General features: G+C 43.2%; 21 protein-coding genes and 1 riboswitch. Of the genes, 4 read left to right on the top strand and 17 right to left on the bottom strand.

Features of this window, described 5'->3' with window-relative positions; translation table 11 throughout:
• Positions 1-25: 25 nt before the first annotated feature.
• A riboswitch (TPP riboswitch) is annotated at positions 26-133 on the bottom strand.
• A gap of 151 nt (positions 134-284) precedes the next feature.
• Together A5N88_RS18880 and A5N88_RS18875 are read right to left on the bottom strand one after the other, a co-directional pair.
• Positions 285-1013, bottom strand: a complete 729-nt coding sequence (locus tag A5N88_RS18880; RefSeq protein WP_066268841.1) for a Type 1 glutamine amidotransferase-like domain-containing protein — start codon at positions 1011-1013, stop codon at positions 285-287.
• Between the two features lie 48 nt (positions 1014-1061).
• The gene (locus tag A5N88_RS18875; protein WP_066268839.1) at positions 1062-2192 is read right to left on the bottom strand and encodes an amidohydrolase; all 1131 of its coding nucleotides are present in this window, start codon (positions 2190-2192) and stop codon (positions 1062-1064) included.
• Between the two features lie 140 nt (positions 2193-2332).
• Here A5N88_RS18875 and A5N88_RS18870 point away from each other — a divergent pair, with 140 nt between their 5' ends.
• Positions 2333-2896 carry a hypothetical protein gene (locus tag A5N88_RS18870; RefSeq protein ID WP_157090727.1) on the top strand — a complete coding sequence of 188 codons (564 nt, stop codon included), beginning with the start codon at positions 2333-2335 and terminating at the stop codon, positions 2894-2896.
• Between the two features lie 55 nt (positions 2897-2951).
• Here the strand turns inward: A5N88_RS18870 and A5N88_RS25910 are convergent, their stop codons facing one another.
• Positions 2952-3692 (bottom strand): NERD domain-containing protein, encoded by a 741-nt coding sequence (locus tag A5N88_RS25910; RefSeq protein ID WP_066268834.1) that lies wholly within the window; start codon positions 3690-3692, stop codon positions 2952-2954.
• Between the two features lie 463 nt (positions 3693-4155).
• Here A5N88_RS25910 and katA point away from each other — a divergent pair, with 463 nt between their 5' ends.
• Positions 4156-5625, top strand: coding sequence for a catalase KatA (gene katA / locus A5N88_RS18860; RefSeq protein ID WP_066268832.1), 1470 nt, complete (start codon positions 4156-4158; stop codon positions 5623-5625).
• Between the two features lie 98 nt (positions 5626-5723).
• On the opposite strand, the gene A5N88_RS18855 is transcribed toward katA, so the two are convergent.
• From A5N88_RS18855 to A5N88_RS18840, 4 genes are all read right to left on the bottom strand, one after another.
• Positions 5724-5903 carry a hypothetical protein gene (locus A5N88_RS18855; RefSeq protein ID WP_157090726.1) on the bottom strand — a complete coding sequence of 60 codons (180 nt, stop codon included), beginning with the start codon at positions 5901-5903 and terminating at the stop codon, positions 5724-5726.
• 399 nt (positions 5904-6302) lie between these two features.
• Positions 6303-6851 carry an NADPH-dependent FMN reductase gene (locus tag A5N88_RS18850; protein ID WP_066268827.1) on the bottom strand — a complete coding sequence of 183 codons (549 nt, stop codon included), beginning with the start codon at positions 6849-6851 and terminating at the stop codon, positions 6303-6305.
• Positions 6852-7086: 235 nt separating this feature from the next.
• Positions 7087-8778, bottom strand: a complete 1692-nt coding sequence (locus A5N88_RS18845; RefSeq protein ID WP_066268825.1) for a glycoside hydrolase family 13 protein — start codon at positions 8776-8778, stop codon at positions 7087-7089.
• A 256-nt stretch (positions 8779-9034) separates the two neighbouring features.
• A complete protein-coding gene (locus A5N88_RS18840) occupies positions 9035-10762 on the bottom strand; it encodes a glycoside hydrolase family 13 protein (protein ID WP_066268823.1) in 1728 nt (575 codons plus the stop codon).
• A 745-nt stretch (positions 10763-11507) separates the two neighbouring features.
• Here A5N88_RS18840 and A5N88_RS18835 point away from each other — a divergent pair.
• Positions 11508-12698, top strand: coding sequence for a S53 family peptidase (locus tag A5N88_RS18835; protein WP_066268820.1), 1191 nt, complete (start codon positions 11508-11510; stop codon positions 12696-12698).
• 503 nt (positions 12699-13201) lie between these two features.
• Here A5N88_RS18835 and A5N88_RS18830 read toward each other — a convergent pair.
• From A5N88_RS18830 to sspL, 5 genes are all read right to left on the bottom strand, one after another.
• Positions 13202-14125, bottom strand: coding sequence for a DMT family transporter (locus tag A5N88_RS18830; RefSeq protein WP_066268818.1), 924 nt, complete (start codon positions 14123-14125; stop codon positions 13202-13204).
• A gap of 253 nt (positions 14126-14378) precedes the next feature.
• Positions 14379-14984: an alpha/beta hydrolase gene (locus tag A5N88_RS18825; RefSeq protein WP_066268817.1), complete on the bottom strand. Its 606-nt coding sequence runs from the start codon at positions 14982-14984 to the stop codon at positions 14379-14381.
• A gap of 29 nt (positions 14985-15013) precedes the next feature.
• The gene (locus A5N88_RS18820; protein WP_066268816.1) at positions 15014-15622 is read right to left on the bottom strand and encodes a flavin reductase family protein; all 609 of its coding nucleotides are present in this window, start codon (positions 15620-15622) and stop codon (positions 15014-15016) included.
• Positions 15623-15641: 19 nt separating this feature from the next.
• Positions 15642-16583, bottom strand: a complete 942-nt coding sequence (locus tag A5N88_RS18815; protein ID WP_066268814.1) for a ring-cleaving dioxygenase — start codon at positions 16581-16583, stop codon at positions 15642-15644.
• A gap of 335 nt (positions 16584-16918) precedes the next feature.
• On the bottom strand, positions 16919-17056 hold the full coding sequence (gene sspL / locus A5N88_RS18810; RefSeq protein WP_066268812.1) for a small, acid-soluble spore protein L: 138 nt from the start codon (positions 17054-17056) through the stop codon (positions 16919-16921).
• A gap of 726 nt (positions 17057-17782) precedes the next feature.
• On the opposite strand from sspL, the gene A5N88_RS18805 reads away from it, so the two are divergent.
• Positions 17783-17992: a hypothetical protein gene (locus A5N88_RS18805; protein ID WP_066268811.1), complete on the top strand. Its 210-nt coding sequence runs from the start codon at positions 17783-17785 to the stop codon at positions 17990-17992.
• A 172-nt stretch (positions 17993-18164) separates the two neighbouring features.
• Here the strand turns inward: A5N88_RS18805 and A5N88_RS18800 are convergent, their stop codons facing one another.
• The 5 genes from A5N88_RS18800 to deoC all read right to left on the bottom strand — a co-directional run bounded on the left by A5N88_RS18800 (position 18165) and on the right by deoC (position 22326).
• On the bottom strand, positions 18165-18386 hold the full coding sequence (locus A5N88_RS18800) for a hypothetical protein (RefSeq protein ID WP_066268810.1): 222 nt from the start codon (positions 18384-18386) through the stop codon (positions 18165-18167).
• Positions 18387-18928: 542 nt separating this feature from the next.
• Positions 18929-19549, bottom strand: a complete 621-nt coding sequence (locus A5N88_RS18790) for an AmiS/UreI family transporter (protein WP_066270679.1) — start codon at positions 19547-19549, stop codon at positions 18929-18931.
• Positions 19550-19764: 215 nt separating this feature from the next.
• On the bottom strand, positions 19765-20946 hold the full coding sequence (locus tag A5N88_RS18785) for a NupC/NupG family nucleoside CNT transporter (protein WP_066268806.1): 1182 nt from the start codon (positions 20944-20946) through the stop codon (positions 19765-19767).
• A 92-nt stretch (positions 20947-21038) separates the two neighbouring features.
• Positions 21039-21437, bottom strand: a complete 399-nt coding sequence (locus A5N88_RS18780) for a cytidine deaminase (RefSeq protein ID WP_066268804.1) — start codon at positions 21435-21437, stop codon at positions 21039-21041.
• 214 nt (positions 21438-21651) lie between these two features.
• Positions 21652-22326: a deoxyribose-phosphate aldolase gene (deoC, locus tag A5N88_RS18775; RefSeq protein ID WP_066268802.1), complete on the bottom strand. Its 675-nt coding sequence runs from the start codon at positions 22324-22326 to the stop codon at positions 21652-21654.
• Positions 22327-22341: the final 15 nt, after the last annotated feature.

Here is a 22341-nt window from a genome sequence, read left to right as displayed (position 1 = left end):
TGAAATAGCGATGTACAAAGAATAATAATTCCCTCTGCTACTTCCCTACGCTGGCACAATCCAGATCAGGTCCAAAGGGTTAAAAAACACAGTTTTTCTCTCAGCCCAAAAGCAGGCACCCCTAGTAGAATCATAGATATTCATTTTCTATCATCATAGCGTGAGTCAGCTGTGAAGTAAAGTCAAAACCGCGAAATGGCCGTAATTTAGCTCATTAACGCACAAAAGGGGTCAGACCCCTTCTTCACTTTAAAGCACTAAAAGGGTCAGACCCCTTTAGTTAACTAAAGCGCCACACCTTCATCCTCCTTGCCATCCTCGCCAAGATAATCGGTCACAATGGCCGATTCAATCACAGCATTCCCTGCCCGCTCCACTCGATAGGCTTTTGCATAAGGCCGTGAGCTCACTGCACGATAAAGCTCCTGCCCCATAAAATGCAGGGCAGCCCCATCATCTGCAGCATAGCCTGATTGAATATCGCCTTCCAGCAGCGCCTGATAGTACGATGGCCTTCTTTCCTCTTCCCCATCGTAATGCGGACAATTGCTCCCTTTTAAAAAACCTAAGCAAGAAAGCGGTCTTAAATCGCTGCCATAGGAATCCGTCATCCCTTCCTCAAACCAGCAAATGGAACCAGCGCTGATTCCCGCCAAAACCTTTCCATTTTCCCACGCCTTTTTCAATAGGTGATCCAGTCCCCAATCCTTCCATAAGGCGAGCAGATTCTTCGTATTGCCTCCCCCTACATACAGAATATCCTTTTCCATAATAAAATCGCTTAAGTCACTTGCCGGTGGCTTAAATAAAGACAAGTGTGACGGTACGCAGGAAAGTTTTTGAAAGGCATGATAAAAACGTTCGATATAGCTTTCGGCATCACCGCTGGCTGTGGGGATAAAACAGATCTTTGGAACCGAACAGCGTGCTTGCTCTAATACATACTGATCCAAAAGGACATTCTCCGGCTCCATGGAGAAACCTCCTCCGCCCATCGCAATAATTTGTTTCACCTTTCTTCCCCCTCCTCTTTAACACGTACTATTCTTCAAAACCTCAGCCTACACCTGCACTCCATTAATAAATGTCATCAGCACCCGGCTGCGAAGATCAAAAGGATCACCGCTCCACACGACAAAATCCGCATCCTTTCCCTCCTCAACAGATCCGACCCGATCCTCCACCCCAAGATGCAGAGCCGCATTCAATGTCACAGCTTGAAGAGCGAGCTCCTCCCTGACACCGGCTTTTACAGCCAGAATGACACACGCCATTAAGTGTTCAATGGAGACAATGGGATGATCCGTTGTGATGGAAAAAGGAACACCGGCTTCTGCCAACGCCACCAGGGTATGCCAGCCTTTATTGGCCAGCTCTACCTTTGAACGGGCTGACATTGTAGGGCCCACTGACACACGAACCTGGTGCTTTGCGATAAAAGGGGCAATGAGATGCCCTTCCGTACAATGCTCAATCGTCAGGTTAAAATCAAATTCTCTCTTCAGCCTTAAAACAGTGGCAATGTCATCAGCACGGTGTGCGTGTATGCGCATAGGGATTTCTTTATTCAACACTTTGGCTAGCGTCTCCAGCCCAAGGTTCCGTTCTGCTTTCCCCTTTTTCCTTTCTTCTAAATAATCCTGAGTCTTTATCAATTCTTCCCTGAGGAGGGCCGCTATCCCCATCCGTGTCACTGGCGGTCTCCCTTTTTGCCCATGCTCTCGTTTAGGATTTTCACCTGTAGCTGCTTTTAACCCGGCAGGACATTTGAGGACCATTTCATCGACAATATCTCCCGCCGTTTTCAACACCACCGTTTCCCCTCCAATCACATTGGCACTTCCGGGCATAACCTGTACGGTGGTAACCCCCGCTTGCCTTGCATCAATGAATCCCGTTTCCATCGGATTGATGCCATCCAGTGTGCGTACCTGGGGTGTGACGGCTGAACTGGTTTCATTGTAATCCCGCCCCTCCACGCCAACCCCCTGCTCCTGCACACCAAGATGTGTATGCACATCAATAAGGCCGGGTGTCAAGATCATTCCCGCCATATCAAGAACCTCGCAGCCTTCAGGAGTCCGCACATACTCTCCAATTTTCCCAAACCTTCCATTCTCAATAAAAATAGCGGCGTTCTGCAAAAGACCTCCCCTGCCGTCATATCCATTTACATTTTTCAACACCAGCATGATGTCCCCTCCTCTTGGGATTGTGGAACTTCAAAGCATATGAGCATTTGAAAATGCATGTATGATACACCTATTCTATTTTTCTGTGAAAAAGAACGATTAAAATCCCCTTTTTGTCTCGATCATGGAGTGTATCTATTTTGGAAGAAAGGTATAATAGTAGTAAGATTGAAAAGACAAGGGTGATAGATATGGAACATGATGTGACGAAGGAAATTGAGGAATTGGAAAGTCTCCTTTATGCGCTCCAAAGCCAAAATCAGGACCTTTATTTAGAGAATGTCCGGCCTTTTCTGCGTGAAAAGCTGGTCGATTTCCTTTCCGATTTTGAGCTATATTTTCGCGAAAGAGGATTTGTGGTAAAAACAAAAAATGAAAAAGTAAACGCTGACTATATGGAGCTTAACTTTTCTGCCTCTTTGGAAGAAGACGGAGAGAACCACTACCATGTCGTCATCCGAAAAGACCGGGAAGAAATAGAAGAAATAAAAGTCCGCTATAACACCTTAAGCTCTACTTTTACGTATGCCGTTCCTCCTGACGAATTTGAAGCTGAAAAGGCAAGGCTGACCAAAGAAATCGAGCGGGAGCAGAAAAAAACCCGGTACCTGCAGCAGCCGAAGTTTTATTTTTTGAGAACGATTGCAAACGAAGGATTCAGCACAGGCGAATCCCTTTTAGAAGAGTTATTTGATACCCCCTGATACCAGCCTTTCGACCGATTTCCGGGCGTTCATCCTCTATTCCTTAAAGCCGGTTTCAGGAGGTAAACCGGCATGCAGGGAATTGGCTGCATCCATAAAAGGAACCATTCCGTCCTTTCCTTTGTACAAGGCTACCTCCGCATTTTGGACAAATCCCAGCTTTAATTTGGGCCTTTTTTTCAGCCTGATCCTTTTTAATTTGTTCAATATGGCCCTTTCTTGCCTCTTTTCCCTCAATCGACCTTGCTTGTAGCCGATAAAGAATTCCCTTTCGCTGCATGGGATTCAGCATTTCTTCATGGTAGCCCTTTAAACACTTCAACAATTGCTCTGTTTGAAGGACATGAGTGTTTAACGCGGATACTTCCACTTTTTTCAAAACAGCCCTTTCTGAAAAAACAACCAAAGAGTAATAAGGGATTGGAAACTGCTCTCCAACAATTTGTTTCAGCGCCTGGATATGGCCGTAATTTTGAAAAATAGGATTGTAGAACCTTTCCTTTCGTTTGTAGATGACCTGTGTCCATTGCTTGCTTCGTTCGCTTCCGTAAATCCATCCGCGGTAGTTTTTGGTCTCAATCACAAATATCCCAGCTTTTGATATAACTAAGTGATCAAGCTGGGAGGTCTTTCCCTTCACAGTCGGCAAAAGAACATCATGCAAAACGGTATATTCTTCCGCATCGAGTTTATTTAACTGTTTCTTAACCTCAAACTCTCCTAGCCTCCCTTTTATCGTGGGCGAAGAGAGCAAAGACATCCCGATAACCAGTAAGACCAGTAATATGAATATCATAAAAAACCTCCAAATTTACATATTCTATATAATACTCTATTTTATTCCATTCATTCTATCAAGCTGGGAACAAGCGGCATCATGAAAATTTATTGAAGGTATGAAGGCTTCTGCTCCAAGTGCTCTCTTTGCCGCGGACGGTTGAAAGTCTCCTCGTCCCATTGCATCTGCAAGTACTGCCCCTAACTTACTTTTAAAGCTCTCGTCTCACCCCTACCACCGTGCCGATTTAATAGATTAAAGCACTAAAGGGGTCTGACCCCTTTACTTAACTAAAGGAATTTCCCATTCTTGTTTGGCCGTTTTATACATAGAGTGTAATAGTGCCAAAAAAGCAGCTCTGCAAATCGGCTGAACATTATAATGGGTTTTTATTTAAAATAATTATAAATAAGTATTGATTTTATATTGAGAGATGTTATTATTAACAATAACAAATTTAAATTCTAAGAGGTGACTGTACATGACCAATGAGAAAAAGAATTTAACGACAAGCTGGGGTGCTCCGGTTGGAGACAATCAAAACTCGATCACAGCAGGATCCCGCGGCCCTACTTTAATTCAGGACGTTCATTTATTAGAAAAACTTGCCCACTTCAACAGAGAACGTGTTCCAGAACGCGTCGTCCATGCGAAAGGGGCAGGGGCTCATGGCTACTTCGAAGTAACCAACGACCTGACTGCCTATACAAAGGCAAACTTCCTGTCTGAAGTCGGCAAACGCACTCCTTTGTTCATCCGATTCTCCACTGTAGCAGGTGAGCTTGGATCTGCGGACACAGTACGGGACCCTCGGGGATTTGCGGTTAAATTCTATACAGAAGAAGGCAACTACGATATTGTCGGCAACAACACTCCTGTCTTCTTCATTCGTGATGCGATTAAGTTTCCTGACTTTATCCATACTCAAAAACGCCATCCGGCCACTCACCTGAAAAATCCCAATGCAGTATGGGATTTCTGGTCTTTATCTCCTGAATCCCTGCACCAAGTGACCATCCTGATGTCTGACCGCGGCATTCCTGCCACCCTCCGTCACATGGATGGCTTCGGAAGCCATACCTTCAAGTGGGTCAACGAGGACGGAGAAGGCGTCTGGATCAAGTACCACTTTAAAACAGTGCAAGGAATCAAAAACCTTTCTGCCGATGCGGCAGCTAAAATTGCAGGTGAAAATCCTGATTACCATACAGAGGATCTTTACAATGCCATCGAAAAAGGCGATTTCCCTGCATGGAAGCTCTACGTTCAAATCATGCCTCTTAAGGATGCGAATACGTACCGCTTCGATCCATTCGATGTGACAAAGGTTTGGTCACACAAGGACTACCCGCTGATTGAAGTTGGCAAAATGGTGTTAAACCGCAATCCGGAGAACTATTTTGCGGAAGTGGAACAGGCCACCTTCTCTCCTGGCACACTTGTTCCGGGCGTAGAGGTATCGCCTGATAAAATGCTCCAAGGCCGCTTATTTGCCTATGCAGATGCTCACCGGTACCGTGTCGGCGCCAATCACAACCATCTGCCAATCAACCGTCCTAAAGCGGAGGTCCGAAACTACCAGCGTGACGGCCAGATGCGCTTTGACGGCAATGGCGGCGGCTCTGTTTACTATGAGCCGAACAGCTATGGCGGACCAAGTGAAGCACCTGAACATAAGCCTTCAGCCTATCAGGTTTCCGGCACCGCAGACAGTACTGCCTACGACCACCATGATCATTACACACAGGCAGGCGACTTATATCGATTGATGACCACAGAGGAAAGAGCCCGCCTTGTTGAAAATATTGTGGCGGCAATGAAGCCTGTCGAAAAAGACGAAATCAAGCTTCGCCAAATTCAGCACTTCTATAAGGCTGACCCTGAATACGGCACACTTGTAGCCAAAGGACTTGGTTTGTCTATTCCGGAAGAAGCATCTTCTGTAAAATAAGCCAGCTCGTAAACACGATTTCATCATTCTCAATTATTCGCTAAAATTCTCAATTAAAAGCACCGGCCCATTGGAGGTCGGTGCTTTTTTTGTATTCCTTATATCTCAGTTAAAGACTCTGAAAACCGTACGCCGATGTGCAAGGCGCTTGTGCTTTTCATAGATTTCCTGCATTCATTTGAAGCTTTCTTGTATTTATTCAAAACTTCCCTGCATTTTCTTTCATTTTCCAGCATTCTTTTCCATTCTTCCGGCATTTTCTTTAAAACTACCTGCATTCCCTCGTAATCTCCTCCATCTACTGACAGATCCTCCATTCATCCAACATGGCCATCCCCAAAAACCCTCCTAAACTCTTGCTCAGGAGGGCTTTGTGTCTCTTTTTATCTAATTACCTCTCTTTTTCACACCAAAAAACCCGCCATCCTAAAAAAAGAAGAAATCTGCAGAATCTCTTACTCTTTTACTGAATATGCAGGCTTTTACAATAAGGAACTGGGAAATTCCAATTTAAAAAGGTCATTTTTCCGAATGGCCTCTTTATTCTCTTGAAAATTGTAAGCGATTCCATTTATTTTGTCAATATTTTCTAAAGCATTCCTCACACTAGCCTCCCTGCCAGCAGCAAAGGGGGCAGGACCCTATATATTCCTGCCCCCTGCCTACCATGCTAAAATTTAAAATCCTTTTGTTCTTTCAACCCATTTTTGAAAATTATCCATTACGCCATCCAGGAATTGAGAAGTCGGTTCATGTGTGAGATGTCCTGATTCATCAAGCTTTTCATGAAGACCACCTACGAATACCTCATTTCCCGGAAGAACCAAAGCAGAAATGCCTGGTGAATTCAAAATCTGGCGCAGATGAACCTGGGCGCGGACAGTCCCTAAAATACCAGGTGACCCGCCTACGATCATAACAGGCTTGCCGACCATTACTCTATCTACACGTGAAAACCAATCGAGCGCGTTTTTTAACACGCCGGGAATAGAGTGGTTATATTCAGGCGTCGCGATAATAATCCCGTCGCTATCGGCAATTTTCTTCTTAATGTCTGTCACAATAGAAGGAGGGTTCAACTCCTCATCCTCTGAATAAAACGGAAGCTTTTCGATAGGAAGAATCTCAATGTCCGCTTTTTCCTTATAACGTTCCTGAATATAGGCTGCAAGTTTTCGATTAAGGGACTGCTTTTTAAGACTTCCCACAATGGCAACAAATTTCATAGCACGACCTCCTGGATACATTTTCTATCCATATCAGTTTATCTAAGAGGAGCTCCGGCTTCAAATAATCTGCACCATTATTCAGTATTTTTCAACGGCTCTTTTCGTAATCTTATTTGCTATTTCCCGCAAAAACCCAGTCCATCGTACGAAAATCACGAAGACAGACAACATAAGGAAAAATCCTTTATACGTACAGCAGCCATCTATGCGAAAACAACTTTTTCAAAAGCTATTACTTAAAAAGCTTATACACCCTTGCTTCGTAAGGCTCTAATGTAAAGCTTTGAGCAGAGCTTCCTTCCTCTATCTCCCGATTAGCAATAAGCAATTCGTGACGTTGATACGCAGGAGACTCCGGAAGTTCAAAGTCCTGGCGGGTATCACTAAAATTGCACACTACAAGCAGCTGCTCATTTTCCAGCGTTCTCGTGTAAGCCCAGAGCTGTTCATGATCCTCAAGCAGCACATCATATGCTCCATGTACCATCACAGGCTCTTCCTTGCGCAGGCGGATTAATGTTTGATAATAATAAAAGATGGAATGTTCATCTTCTAAGGCTTGCTTCGCATTAATCTGTTTATAGTTTGGATTTACTTCAATCCAAGGCGTCCCGGTTGTAAAGCCTCCGTTTTCGTTGTCATCCCAATGTATCGGTGTTCTTGCGTTATCACGGCTGCGTTCATGGATGCCGCGCATCATTTCCTCCAGGCTGAGCCTGCCCTCGCCATACAAATCACGAAACGCGTTCAATGTTTCCACATCGCGGTAGTCTTCCACTTTTTCAAAAGAAACATTCGTCATCCCCAGTTCTTCTCCCTGGTACACATATGGCGTTCCCTTTAAGAAGTGCAGGCACGTGGCAATCATTTTTGCACTGATTTCCCGATACTCCTCTGAATCATTGGCCCATCTGGAAACCGCTCTCGGCTGGTCATGATTGGACCAGTACAAAGAATTCCAGCCTGCTTCTTCAAGCCCTGTCTGCCATCTGGAAAAAATCCTCTTCAACTCGCTCAGCTTCCATTGTTGCGGATCCCATTTTCCATAACGTCCATTTCCGATATCGACATGCTCGAAATGAAAAATCATGTTCAATTCGTTTCGTTCTTCCCCTGTATACAGCTTAGCCTGTTCGACGTTAGCACCCGGCATTTCGCCAACTGTTACGACATTGTACTTGCTTAAGGATTCCCGGTTCATTTCCTGTAAAAATTCATGAATACGGGGGCCATTTAAAAAGTGGGGGCCGCTGTCTCCAAATTTTGCTCCTGCAATCATTTCACCGTCAGGAAATCCCGGAACCTTGGAAATGAAATTGATAACGTCCATACGGAAACCATCTACACCCTTATCCAGCCAAAAGTTCATCATACGGTAAACCTCCTGGCGAAGCTTAGGGTTCTCCCAGTTCAAATCAGGCTGCTTCTCATGGAAAAGATGCAAATAGTATTCTCCTGTTTTCTCATCATACTTCCAGGCCGAATCTCCCCAGGCTGCACCCCAGTTGCTTGGCGGCTGCCCATTCTCTTTTCCTGGGTGCCAAATATAATAATCTCTGTATGGGTTGTCCTTAGAAGAACGGGATTCTACAAACCACTTATGTTCATCGCTTGAGTGATTGACAACAAGATCCAGCATGATATGAAGACCGCGCTTATGCGCCTCCTCCAGCAGCTCATCAAAGTCTGCCATCGTTCCAAACTCTGTCATAATATCCTGATAGTCGCTGACGTCATACCCATTATCGGCATTGGGCGACTTGAAAATAGGGCTCAGCCATATGACATCAATCCCCAGCTTTTTTAAATAGTCCAGCTTCATGATGACTCCGCGCAAATCACCAACTCCATCGCCGTTGGAATCCATAAAGCTGCGGGGATAAATCTGGTAAATAACAGAATCCTTCCACCACGTCTGTTTCATATAAAAAACCTCCTAGCAATCTATTTTTTCAAACCGGTCTCTTTATCTCCTGAGCATGAAAACTCTTTCTTCCCCATTTTAACGGCTCATAGAAAAAAAGTAAACGTTTACGTAACCGTTTCTCCTATTTAAAAAAGTCTTGCTCATTTCCTTTTTCAGCTGTTGTAAAACACAGCAAATCCCCTTGTTTAACAAAAATAGCCGGCAGTAGATTTGCTGCCGGCTTAGTATGAACAGTATTTAGATATAAGACAGCCTATGCTTTTAAAATCGCATAGCCCTTTGGAGGCAGAGAAATCGCTTTTTCCTCTTCGACACTTTCGCCATTCAGAAGCAAGAAGCTGAAATGCTCATGGTCAAATTCAAATGTACCTGGCTCATCGCTGTTGTTGATAACCACAAATAACGTTTCATCTCCATAATGCTTTTCAAAGGCAAGGCAATCTTCGCGGACATGAAAACCAATTTCACCGCGGGATAGAGCTTTGTGTTCCTTTCTTAGATGCAGGAGCTGCTTCACAAATTCCAGCAATTCGAGATCCATACTTTCTTCATCCCATACCATGCAGGCACGGTTGCCTGGATCCCCTCCTCCGAACATGGCAATTTCGTCTCCATAATAAAGGCAGGGGCTTCCAGAAAAGGCCAGCTGGAACAGGAACAAAAGCTTCACTTTTTCTTTATCATCCCCGCACTCGTCCAGAATCCGCGGGGTGTCATGGCTGCCCAGCAGGTTAAAGGCTACGTCATGGACATTCTGAGGGTACATGAATTTAAGTTCCTCAATGCCTTCCCTGAATTCTGCCAAACTAATAGACCGGTAGGCAAAATAGTCCTTAACACGGCTGGTAAAAGGATAGTTCATGACGGCGTCGAACTGGTCCCCTTGCAGCCAGGGCAGACTGTCATGCCAGATTTCGCCAACAATATAAAGGTCAGGCTTTATGTCCCGTACAGTTTTGCGAAAATCGATCCAGAAGGCATGATCCACTTCATTTGCCACATCCAGCCGCCATCCGTCAATATCACACTCTTCAATCCAGTAGCGGGCAACCTTCAAGAGGTATTCTCTTGCTTCAGGATTTTGGGTGTTGAATTTTGGCATGGTATACGTAAACCCAAAGGTATCATAGTTAGGAACCGGCTCCGTTTTAACAGGAAACTCATGGATGTGAAACCAATCCTTATACTTTGACTGCTCCCCATTTTCCAGCACATCTTGAAAAGGTTTGAAATAATAGCCGCTGTGATTAAAGACTGCATCCAGCATGACGCGGATTCCTTTGTCGTGTGCTTCCTTTACCAGCCGCTTCAGGGTTTCCTTGTCCCCAAACTGCGGATCGATTTCCATATAATCGATTGTATCGTACTTATGGTTAGATTCCGCCTTGAATACAGGGGTCAAATAAATACCAGTCACACCAAGGTCCTTAATATAATCGAGCTTTTGAATGATTCCTTCCAAGTCGCCGCCAAAAAAATTGGTCTCAGAAGGCGGCTCGCTTCCCCAGGAAAGGGTTCCTTCCGGGTCATTTGATGGATCACCATTGGCAAAACGCTCAGGAAATATTTGATACCAAACGGTTTCCTTTACCCATTCCGGGGCATCAAAGACATCTGCTTTGTGCAAATAAGGATATCGAAAGTGGTTTTTTATTTCTTCATAGGCTCCGCAAAAGCCGCTTTCTCCAAAAAAGCACGTTTCTTCCCCATCCGATAATTCAAAGCAATACTCAATTCTCATTATATGAGGAGAAGAAATTTCCCCCTGCCAGTAATCATACAGGCTGCCTGTACCAATTCTGGTCATAGCCACTGTCGAATGCTCAATTCCAACACCATCAAACGCAAAGGGATCCTGAAAATGGAGTACAATGCTGTTTATGTCATCCTTTTTTGTTTGAATCCTTACATGGAGGGTCTCGCTATTATAGGCATAAACAAAATTATTTTTCGGACGATGAAAAACTGCTTCCTTAAACAAAGCCTTCACTCCTTTTTTATATGAACCCCTCTCCACCTGGCAGCGCTTGTAGAATAAAAAAAGAGTTTCCAGCAGTCCTTAGGATGGAAACTCTCAGGCTGAGGCAGCTACGAATGTTATAGGGCAAGAGAGGGTTCTCTAGCAATAATTTATTACTCTCCTATTCCCTATCCAATACGCCTGCTAAACTTCTATCTCTCTTAAAATATTCATTTTCTAAAAGAATAGCGAAAGCCCCTTGCTCAAGGCATACGTTTTTCTTAATCGTCGACTGGGATATAGGAAACTGGAGATTGACTTATCAAAGGGAGGAGACGAAAACCATGCTAGACAAAAACTATATTGGTCATTCTCTTCTATTCTTGGAAACTTTGTAGAGATTTAGTAATGATAAAAAATCCTGCTTTGGCTGCAGTATACGAATGGTTCCATTGTACTTAAAACAATCCTCCATATGGAAACGCCGTACTAAATTTTTATTATATTTTAATTAATTTTCCTCCTACCTTTTTGCATTACAGGAAAAAGGAACTATATGTCTATCGTCTGAAATTCATATAAATTACCGTTTTTCATTTTTATACAACCTCTATAAACACGAGTCAAGTGTAATTTGCATTATTCTTTAAATTATTTAAATCTTTAAAATAGTCTAATAGAATCATTTACTAAGTTTACTATTCGAATTAAAATTTTCCTAGATTTAAAAACTTTTAAATCCAAAAAAAAATTAGGAGGAAAGAAAATGAAACCAACTCTTCGCAAAACTGAATTTAGTGTGGCAGCCGGATTACTGACCTTTTTTAGTGTATTTAGCATTTCTACCTCTGCGAGCACAGCACCCCAAGCATTAAATTCGAAAATGGTAAAGCACCCTATTCATTTTAAACATCTTTCCAGTCAAAAGAACAAACCTTTTGCCTCATCAGGAAGCACTACTTACAATCCTTCTCAAATCAAAAAAGCATACGGCATTGATCAGCTATCCAAATCAGGCGTTGGCCAAACGATTGCCTTAATCGAAGCCTATGGAAGTCCAACAATCCAGTCTGATTTAAACACATTTGATACACAATGGGGGCTCCCTGCTGCTAACATCGAAGTGGATTATCCGCAAGGAAAACCGGCTACCGATGGCGGCTGGGCGCTTGAAACATCATTGGATGTAGAATGGGCACACGCTCTTGCACCTTCTGCAAAAATCATGGTGGTTTCAGCGAAATCAGCTTCTACTGCTGATTTGCTTGTTGCAGAAGACTATGCGACCAATCATGGTGCCACTGTCGTTTCAAACAGCTGGGGCGGCTCTGAATTTTCAGGTGAATCCTCCTACGACAGCCACTTCAACCATGCAGGAATTACGTACCTTGCCTCTGCAGGTGACAGCGGCGCAGGCGGATCCTGGCCGGCTTCTTCCTCCAGTGTCGTAGCCGTTGGCGGCACTACTTTAAATCTTAACAGTTCAGGAGCATACAGCAGTGAATCTGCTTGGACGGATTCCGGCGGTGCAGTGAGCTCCTATGAAGCAAGACCTTCTTATCAATCAAACTGGACAAGCGTTGTAGGCTCAAAACGCGGTATTCCGGATGTTGCCTTTGATGCAGATCCTAACACTGGCGTTTATGTCTACACAAGTACACCTGACAACGGACAGTCCGGCTGGTTCTCCGTAGGGGGTACAAGCTTCAGCGCACCAGCATGGGGAGCACTTGTTGCCCTGTCCGATGAAGGACGCTCTACAGCCCTTTCCAGCTCTCAAGTTCTTAGTGCTATTTACAGCACTGCAGGAACAACTGGAAGCACAGGCTACAAAACGAACTTCCATGACATCACAACAGGCAGCAACGGTTACTCCGCAACAGCCGGCTACGATGTAGTGACAGGCATCGGTTCACCAGTTGCCAACCAATTAGTGCCTATTTTAAATAGTAAATAAGATTAAGAGAGATATAGTAAAATGAAATCCTTCTGTTGGTTGAAAACCCTCAGAAGGATTTTTTTTTTGCACTTATTTCTTCCATATAAAATACCGGCAAAGCGGGTACGAGATGTAAGGTACGGAAAACAATGGTGAAATGTGGTTTTATAAAAAAAATTGCTCGAGATTGGGGCATTAGGTACACATTTTAAGCATGATTGTGTAGCAGACAGTTTACTCAGCATGTCAGAAGGTTAATTTTTCGGTTCACTGGGGGTCCCGAGAGCTGTTTTCGGGCGAAAATTCATGTTTTTCGGGCGAAAACCAACCCTTTTCGGGCAAAACAAGCACAAAGACCTATATGTATACCCCGCTTTTCTTTACTCCACTAAAGGGGTCAGACCCCTTTTACACTCTACCACATTAAAGCATAAATCTCCACACTGTATCCTCATTTCCATATACGAAAAAGCCATCCCCTTTGAAGGAAATGGCTTTTGGTTTCACTTATTTTTCACTCTTTACTGTATTTGCTGAACTGGTTCTGCATCATTCGGTTTGCCGCGTTTTCGATTCTTAACCGGCATATTCACTAAACAAATGCTCAATAGTATGAAAATCAATCCCGCTACTAGATTAATAGTGATCGATTCATGAAGCAGCAAGGAACTCACAATAATCGCAATCAACGGAATCAGGAAGGTGTAGGACCCAACCTTACTTGCTTCTCCGGATCCAACCAGTGTAAAAAAGGCCAGCCATCCAAAGGCAATCACAAAGATAGAGATAAACAGCAAGTCAGAAATAAAAGCGGTATTCCACTGGATCTCAGACCATCTTTCTATCCCTGTTCCTGTGCCCATTAAGATGAGCCCGCCAATCAGCAGCTGCATGGTCACCATCCAAATGGAGTTTACCCGGCCGCCTGTTTTCTTAACAAAAACCGTGCCAAGCCCCCAGCCGAGTGCTGAGCCGAGCGCAAGCAGAATGCCCGTTACAGACAAACTGCCTGTAAAGCCACCTGAGCTGATGACAGCGACACCCGCAAAGCCGAGAGCCAATCCGGCAATTTTCAGTCCATACATGGATTCACCCAGCCATATCCAGCTGAAAATCCCTAATAAAACCGGTTCAATAAACACAATAGCTGAAAAAAGCCCCGCAGGCATATAGCCCAGCCCAATGGTTTGAAGGCCATAAAACATAATAATATTTAACACAGCAGAAATCGTATATAAATGCCAGTTTTCTTTAAAACGCAGCTCTTTCCATTTAGGAAGAGCAAAAATCAGGAGAATCAATCCTCCTAGAAAAGTTCGGATGCCTGCAAATAACAGCGGCGGTGTATAGATAAGCGCAAGCTTCGAAAGCGGCCAATTAATTCCCCATATAATTACTAAAAAAGCAAGAATCAAGGCAGATTTCGTGCGCGATATTTCTTTCATTTAGTGGATCCCCCATTTCAGTAGATGAAACTATCATACTCCCGTTATCACGAAAAGGATAATATTTGTTTTTTATAGGAAATATAGCCAAATGTTATGATGGCGGTTTCGTGCAAACTTATCTTGGTGAGGGGACAGAGAAATCCGCTAGCCGATAGGCGCTGGATCTAGGCAGAGACTACGTTGAAACTTTATACTTATCCTTTTTTTAAAAAAGGGAAGCACGCAGATATGCAGCCTCCCCTTTCTCGTTTTAAAAATGCTTTTTATACCAGGCTGCAGCCGCTTCGACCTCGCCATAGGTCAACTGGTGGCCATAATTTTCCCAGTGCAGGCCAACATTTGCACGGGCTTCCTCAAGCAGCTTTTTAAGCTCTTCTGATTCCGCCGCCGGGCACATCGGGTCATTTGTTCCCGCTCCGATAAAGACTTCTGTTCCTGTAAGGTCCGGAAGATCAATTCCTCTCCTTGGAACCATCGGATGATGGAGGATGGCTCCTTTCAATGAATCTTTATAGTGGAATAACAGACTGCCGGCAATATTCGCACCGTTTGAGTAACCAATGGCTACGATATTCTTCCGGTCAAAGGCATACTTTTCTGAGGCTTCACCCAAGAAATCATAAAGCTCCTTTGTGCGGAAAATCAAATCCTCTTCATCGAATACCCCTTCTGCCAGCCTGGCAAAGAAACGCGGCATGCCGTTTTCCAGCACATTTCCCCGGACACTGAGCACGGAAGCAGCTCCATCTATTTTTTCAGCTAAAGGCAGCAAATCCTGCTCGGTTCCGCCTGTTCCATGCAATAAAAGCAGGACTGGCTTATTAGGATCAGTGCCTTTTTGGAATAAATGCTTCATATTATTCCCTCCCATACTCTCAAATAGTTTTATTTAGGTCTTTCAATGGAAAAAATGTCTCCAATTTTTGCATAATCATTGCCAGCTAGCCTGCTGACAGCTTTTAACTTGTCATAATTAATTTTCCCCGCCTCATATACCTCTTCTGCAAAGTGAAAACGAACGATCCGACCAATGATTAAGTCACAGGAGGGTGCTTCCTTTTCGCCAAGTTCAAGACAATGCTCCAAGACACATTCCATCCGGATTTTTGATTCTTTTACTCCCGGAACCGAAACGACGCTGCTCTCCACCTTCGTAAGTCTCGCTAAATCCACTTCACTTTCATCTGGCGGGAGACTGGCGGATGTCTGGTTTACTTTTACCACGTTCTCCTCATCCACAATGTGAATGACAAATTCTTTGTTCTCTAAAATATTTCTCGAAGTATCCTTCCGCTCACCTCGAACACGTCCAACAGATATGGATACCAGAGGGGGCTCGGCAGAAACCACATTAAAGTAGCTAAAAGGAGCTGCATTGACCACTCCATCGCTTGAAGCAGACGTTACAAACGCAATCGGTCTTGGAATAATGCTGCCAATCAACAATTTATAATTTTCCTTTACACTGTTTGATGCAGGATCGATCGATAACAATAAAACCACTCCTATTCGATTAATCTAGCTTCCTTGGCTCAATGGGCAGCAGCACACTTTCTATTTTCTGTCTCTGCGGTTCATACCACTCCGGAAGCATGAGTCTCTCTCCCATGGTATCAGGAGATTCATCCAGAGAAAAGCCTGGAGGATCGGTCGCAATTTCAAATAATATTTCACCATGCTCCCTGAAATAAACGGAAGTAAAATAATTTCGGTCCTTGACTGGCGTAATGTGATAGCCATGCTTTGCCAATTGTCCTCTCCATTCAAGCTGATCCTGCCCATCCTTTGCTCTCATTGCAATATGATGGACAATGCCTGCTCCCATCTTTCCACGGGCTCCTGATGCAGTACGCTTAAGATCAATCACATTGCCAATGTCGCTTGGAGATTGGAAGCGAAGGAAATCGCCTTCCTCTCCCACCCTCACAAGTCCAAACTCTTTTTCAAGAAGCTCAGCGGTTTTTTCAGGCTGGGAGGATAGAAGGGTCGCTCCGCCAAAGCCTTTGATCGCAACATCCGCAGTGACATCGCCAAACTCCCACGTATTCTTTTCCCCTTCTACTCGCTCCACAATTTCCAAATGCAAGCCATGAGGATCATCAAACGCTAAGATGTCCTCGCCAAACCGCATTGTTTTTGTAAAAGGAATCTGAAACTTCTCTAATCGATTTTCCCAAAAGGACATGGCTCCTTTCGGGACTGCATAAGTAGTTACGCCAACTTGGCCGTCTCCAATTTTTCCGCGGTACGCATCAGGCCATGGAAAAAACGTAATAATGGTTCCTGGTTTTCCTGCTTCATCACCAAAATAAAGATGGTAGGTTCCCGGATCATCAAAGTTAATCGTTCTTTTCACAAGGCGAAGGCCCAATACTCCTGCGTAGAAATCAACATTCTCCTGAGGATTTCCTACAATTGCGGTAATATGGTGAATTCCGGCTGTTCTTTTTCCCATTTTCATCTCTCCTCTTCTACCACTGTTTTTATCTTCGTTCATTATTGTGTTTATTAATTCTGCTGTTCCACTTTATTTGCTGAGTCCAATCTCGTATCTAAGCATAATCTATAGTATGTGCAATTATCTCGAAATCGAGGTATTAACATAAAAATTTTTAGAAATATATTTTCTAAACCGAAATAATTATCTCGAATTCAAGATAATTTTAACAAACGCGCATATCAGTGTCAATATGTATTTGTTTCAGGCAAAAACCCGGGCATACAAATACCCGAGTCCTTTGATAATATTGCAAGAGCTGGCGTTCATGCTGCGGCCAGCCCCGTATCTCATTATATTTTTGTGTTGCTTTTCTTCGCGCGGTTTTCAAGCTCGCTTTTCGGATTCTGAGCAGACGACACATCCTGTGCGAACCCTTGTGGATTCACGCCGGATGTTCTGTTTCCCCGGTTATTAGCCTTTTTGGCCATATTCTTCACCTCCACTCTTCTGTAGCCTTCCACAAAAAGAGTAAAGGTATCCAATTATAAAGCAGGCCTTGTTACAATTTAAAGTTGATATTGATACCCAATTGAGATTGGAGCAAAAAAGTGATACTTCCTGTATAGAAGGGGCGAGAAGGCTCCTGACTGCCTGTGGATAGCGAGTACCTGTATCGGAAAGCAACCTGCAGGATGATGAGAACTGACACCATCTTCTCAGTAAAACCCCTGTGTTGATTTAAATTACAATGTGGATTGGAGCGAAAGGCACGAGATTCCTCAGGGATTCAGCGTGCTTGCGGAGACCCCGCAGAAGCTTACTATGATGAGGCTCCCGGGCCGCCCCGCGGAAAGCAACCTGCAGGAGGATGAGGACTTAAGTCATTTTCTTCGTAAGACCTCTGTGTTGATTTGAATGCAATGCGGATTGCAGCGGAAGGAACGAGACTCCTGCGGGATCCAGAGTGTTTGCGGAGACCCCGCAGGAGCTTGCTATGATGAGGCTCCCGGGCCGCCCCGTGGAAAGCGAGTGGTGCAGCGGAAATCAACCAGCAGGAAAAACAGAGCACAACCATGTCTTTGTAAAATTCCATTACTGATTTGAATTCAGAGTTAATTGGAGTGAGTGCTTAAAGCCGAAAATAACAAGCTGGAAGATCAGGGCACAATCAAATAACTACTGAAAATCCAATGTTGAATTGATCCCAATGTGGATTGGAGCGAAAGGCACGAGATTCCTCAGGGATTCAGCGTGCTTGCGGAGACCCCGCAGGAGCTTGCTATGATGAGGCTCCCGGGCCGCCCCGCGGAAAGCGAGTGCCTGCAGCTGAAATCAACCAGCAGCAAGACCAGAACGCTACAACTAAATGGTTGAGGAAAATGTATAGCACTGAAGGAATTTTACAGAATTACTATATTTCTTGAAAAGATATAGAAGGACAAACGGAAAAAACCGCTGGATCAAAGAACGCTCGCTAAAAGCATCTAAGAGGAGCTTTTAATAATCATTGCTATTACAGAAGAAAAAAGAAGAGTGTATATATATTCGGGAGGAAAATTATTTGTATTTTGAAATGATCGCAATCGGATAAATGGCTTATTCTTTTTGATTCTGCCTCCGATTTGCAATGTTAGTCACCATTTTTTCCAGTACCTGAGCAATGGCCTTGCGTTCGTTTCGGCCGCTGTGCTGAACGCCAAAATCCCTGCTCATTCCATGAACAATATAGCGTCCCGCTTCCTCATATGAGCGAATTTCAATACGCGGATAGCCTTTTCTTCCTTTTTTCGCTGGAATGATGATAACATTCATTTTCATGGAAACATTCCCCCAATCTATAGGCTTATTATAGTATGAATCATGTTCTTTTGAATATAGCTCATGTAAATATTTTGAAGCAAGGCAGCACATTCAGCTTTTCATAATTTGATATACCCTTTCCAATGATTCTCTTCGGAAATAATTACAAAGGCCGTTTACGCATAGATTGTTGCTTTACGTACAAAGAACTATTCCGTTTGCTGCCTGTCTTCGAGGGATCTTTTCTTAAGCTCTTCACAAGTTTTAATAATGAAATTTTATTTACCATGATATTTTTGTGTCCAATAGCAACAAAGTTTACGAAAAAAGCCTTAACAAAAGACTGATTTCCCATAGATTGATGATTTTCGTACATCCTTATTAAGATTGCTTCCCTTTTAGCACTTAGCAAAAAACAGCGCATTCCTCATTCTTGAAAAGAATGTGATGCGCTGTTTTCATGGAGGCTTTTCGTACTGGCATTCGTGCTCTGCCCTTTGTACGGCGGTTGCATGTGTTTAAACCGCAATTAGCAGTACTGTGAACAAAAAGAACCTTATTTAATTATGAATCGTGTCCGTACTTCTGAACCTTTTTCCTTTACCTTGTAAAAAGAAAACAACGAAAGAAACGATGGATGCCAGCAGGACATAAAACCAAACAGTTTGATAAACAGGCTCAAGTGCTGCCCCGGTTAAAGAGGCCAGTGCTGGAATCGTCAGCGTCACCCAGGATTGAACAAAACCAACTTTTCCAATGAACACCTGAATGTTCATTTTTCGTGTATTGGCCAGGTAAAACAGGAACCATAGGAAAGCCCATAAAAGCCATGTTAGTGCATTGACCGGATCCTTGAAATGAATATAAGCAATCACACTGTAAACAAGGGCAATGATAGAGACCCAAATGGAAAACCAGCCAAGGCCGTTATTCTCAAGATTCCATAAGATTGTAATACCAAGGTATAAATACGTTAGTCCAAATAAAAAGATAGAAGCATTTGTATAAATGGTCCAATGCTGCTGATCTGAAACAACGATTAAGTAAAAGGGCACTATGACCTGCAGGGCACCAACCAATAAATTCAGAATGGCCACACTTTTCCCATCCGCTTTTCCCATTAACATCATGCTATTTAAAAATAATACTGCTCCGGAAAGCAATAATCCGACATCACCCATAATAATTTTGCGATACGCATAACAGAGCGTTTTTCGCAAAAACCTCCCTTACTAAATTATTTGATACTGTCAGGCTCTTTTAAAAACATTCAATACTCAGAGCCTTTGCATAAAATGAGAAAAAGCAATCCCTCTTTACGGCTGTAAAGAGGAAATGCTTTTGCTGCATACTTTTATATTTGTTATATGACTTCCTATACTGCAGACAGGAAGAATTATAATACTAAGCTTACGATAATCGCTGAAAGCACACTGACAAGTGTTGCGCCATACAGAAGCTTTAAGCCGAATTTTGCTACAACGTTTCCTTTCTTTTCGTGAAGGGCTTTTACAGCACCTGCAATAATTCCGATGGATGAGAAGTTAGCAAACGATACAAGGAATACAGAGATAATTCCAAGTGTACGAGGATCAAACTTGGATGAAATCTGTGTTAAATCCATCATTGCTACGAATTCGTTCGTAACAAGCTTTGTTGCCATGATACCGCCTGCACGGACTGCTTCTGACCAAGGCACACCCATGATGAACGCAAATGGCGAGAAGATATAGCCAAGGATCTGCTGGAATGAAATGCCGAAAATCATATTGAACACATCGTTGATGGCTGCCATTAAAGCAACAAATCCAAGCAGCATCGCCCCTACAATGATTGCCACTTTAAATCCGTCCAAAATGTACTCGCCCAGCATTTCGAAGAAGGACTGTCTTTCATCTTCTAGGATTTCAACAAGGTCTTCTTCTTTTTTTACTGTGTACGGATTAATAATAGAAGAAATGATAAAGCCGCCGAACAGGTTAATCACAAGAGCTGTTACCACATACTTAGGCTGAATCATTGTCATGTATGCGCCAACGATAGACATTGATACGGTTGACATCGCACTCGCACAAAGTGTATAAAGACGGTTAGGAGGCAAATGGCCTAATTGTTTTTTGACCGTAATGAAAACCTCAGATTGTCCAACCATAGCGGATGCTACAGCGTTATAAGACTCCAATTTCCCCATCCCATTGACTTTGCTTAGGATAAAGCCCAGCCATTTCATGATGAAAGGCAGGATGCGTAAATATTGAAAAATACCAATTAGAACGGAAATAAAGACGATAGGAAGCAAAACTTCTAAGAAAAATGGTGATTCACCTTTGTTAGCAATTCCTCCGAACACAAAGTCTATTCCGGATCCTGCATACGTAAGCAGTTTCGAAAAGACATCGGCAAATCCCTTAATCAAATAATAACCAAATTTTGTATTTAGCAATAACGCTGACAATGCGATCTGAATCACAATCATAAGCAGAACTGGTTTATACTTGATTTGTTTTTTATTGTTACTCGCAATGAAGGCAAGGCCCAGAACAATAATTAAACCAATAATCGCAATGATATATTTCATGTTGTCCTCCAAGTTGTTTGCCCGTTATACAAGGCATGTAATAAGCGGTGCATGCGCTTTCAGCACCATGATAAAAAAATGCATGCTTTCAATTACTTTTTCATATCCTTTGAAGAAAAATAACCTGGTAAAAGTTCATTAATCGATGTTTCAACGGTGTTTCCGTTAAGATTAGTCAAATAAATTTTTGTATTTTCATCACAGAATTCTGCCAACACCTGTCTGCATGCACCGCATGGAGAAACAGGACCTTCCGTATCTGCACAAATGGCTATTGACTGGATTTCTTTTTCACCTTCAGAAACTGCTTTAAAGATTGCTGTTCTTTCCGCACAGTTTGTCAGCCCGAAAGAAGCATTTTCAATATTGCAGCCTTGATAAAGCTTGTTGTTCTTAGTAATCAGTGCGGCACCTACCGGAAAATTTGAATAGGGAGTATAGGCTTGTGTGCGCGCTTTCAAAGCTTCTTGAATTAATTGATCCTTATTCATCGTTTTTCCCCTTTTCTATGATCTAAAGGAAATCTGCGGCCGGTTAGCGGCTTAAGCTTTCCGGCCTGCAGTGTATTACAGGGCTTGTCCAGTTCAGTTGGAAGGTTCCATCGGCTCGAGGTCATATGCCTTACCGCCATGAAGGTTAAAAGGCAAACCTTCTTGACGGTCTGGCATATGCTGGTCGCCGATTAGCGGGTCCCTTCCGCTTTTCTTAGTAACTAGCGTTTGATTTTTGGCCGTTTACGATGGCAACACCAGAGCTTGCACCGACTCGGGTTGCTCCTGCTTTTACCATGTTTTCTGCATCTTCCACGCTGCGTACTCCGCCTGATGCTTTAACACCCACGTTTTCGCCAACTGTTTTTCTCATTAATGCTATATCTTCTGCTGTAGCGCCGCCCGTTGAGAAACCTGTTGAAGTTTTAACGAAATCAGCGCCAGCTTTTACTGCTAGTTCGCAGGCTTTTACCTTTTCTTCGTCTGTAAGCAGGCATGTTTCAATGATTACTTTTGTAAGTGCTTTGCCTTTAGCCGCATCTACTACTGCTTTAATATCGTTTTCAACGATGTCATATTTTTTGTCCTTCAGCGCACTGATGTTGATGACCATATCTACCTCATCAGCACCATTTTCAATTGCATTAGCTGTTTCAAAAGCCTTAACTTCTGAAGTAGTTGCTCCAAGAGGAAAGCCAATTACAGTACATACTTTCACTTCAGGAGTCTCTTTTAATTGTTCTGCAGCCGTTTTAACCCAAACTGGATTAATGCAGACAGATGCGAATAGATTTTCTTTTGCTTCTTTGATTAATTTGTTTACTTCTGCCTCAGTGGCATCAGCTTTTAATAGTGTATGGTCAATTAATTTTGCTAGTTCTTTAGACATCTCTTTTACTTCCTT

This window comes from Heyndrickxia acidicola (assembly GCF_001636425.1).
In the GTDB taxonomy this organism is placed as follows: Bacteria; Bacillota; Bacilli; order Bacillales; family Bacillaceae_C; genus Bacillus_AE; species Bacillus_AE acidicola.
Note: the sequence above shows the minus strand (reverse complement) of the source record. Positions and strands in the feature narration are given on the sequence as shown.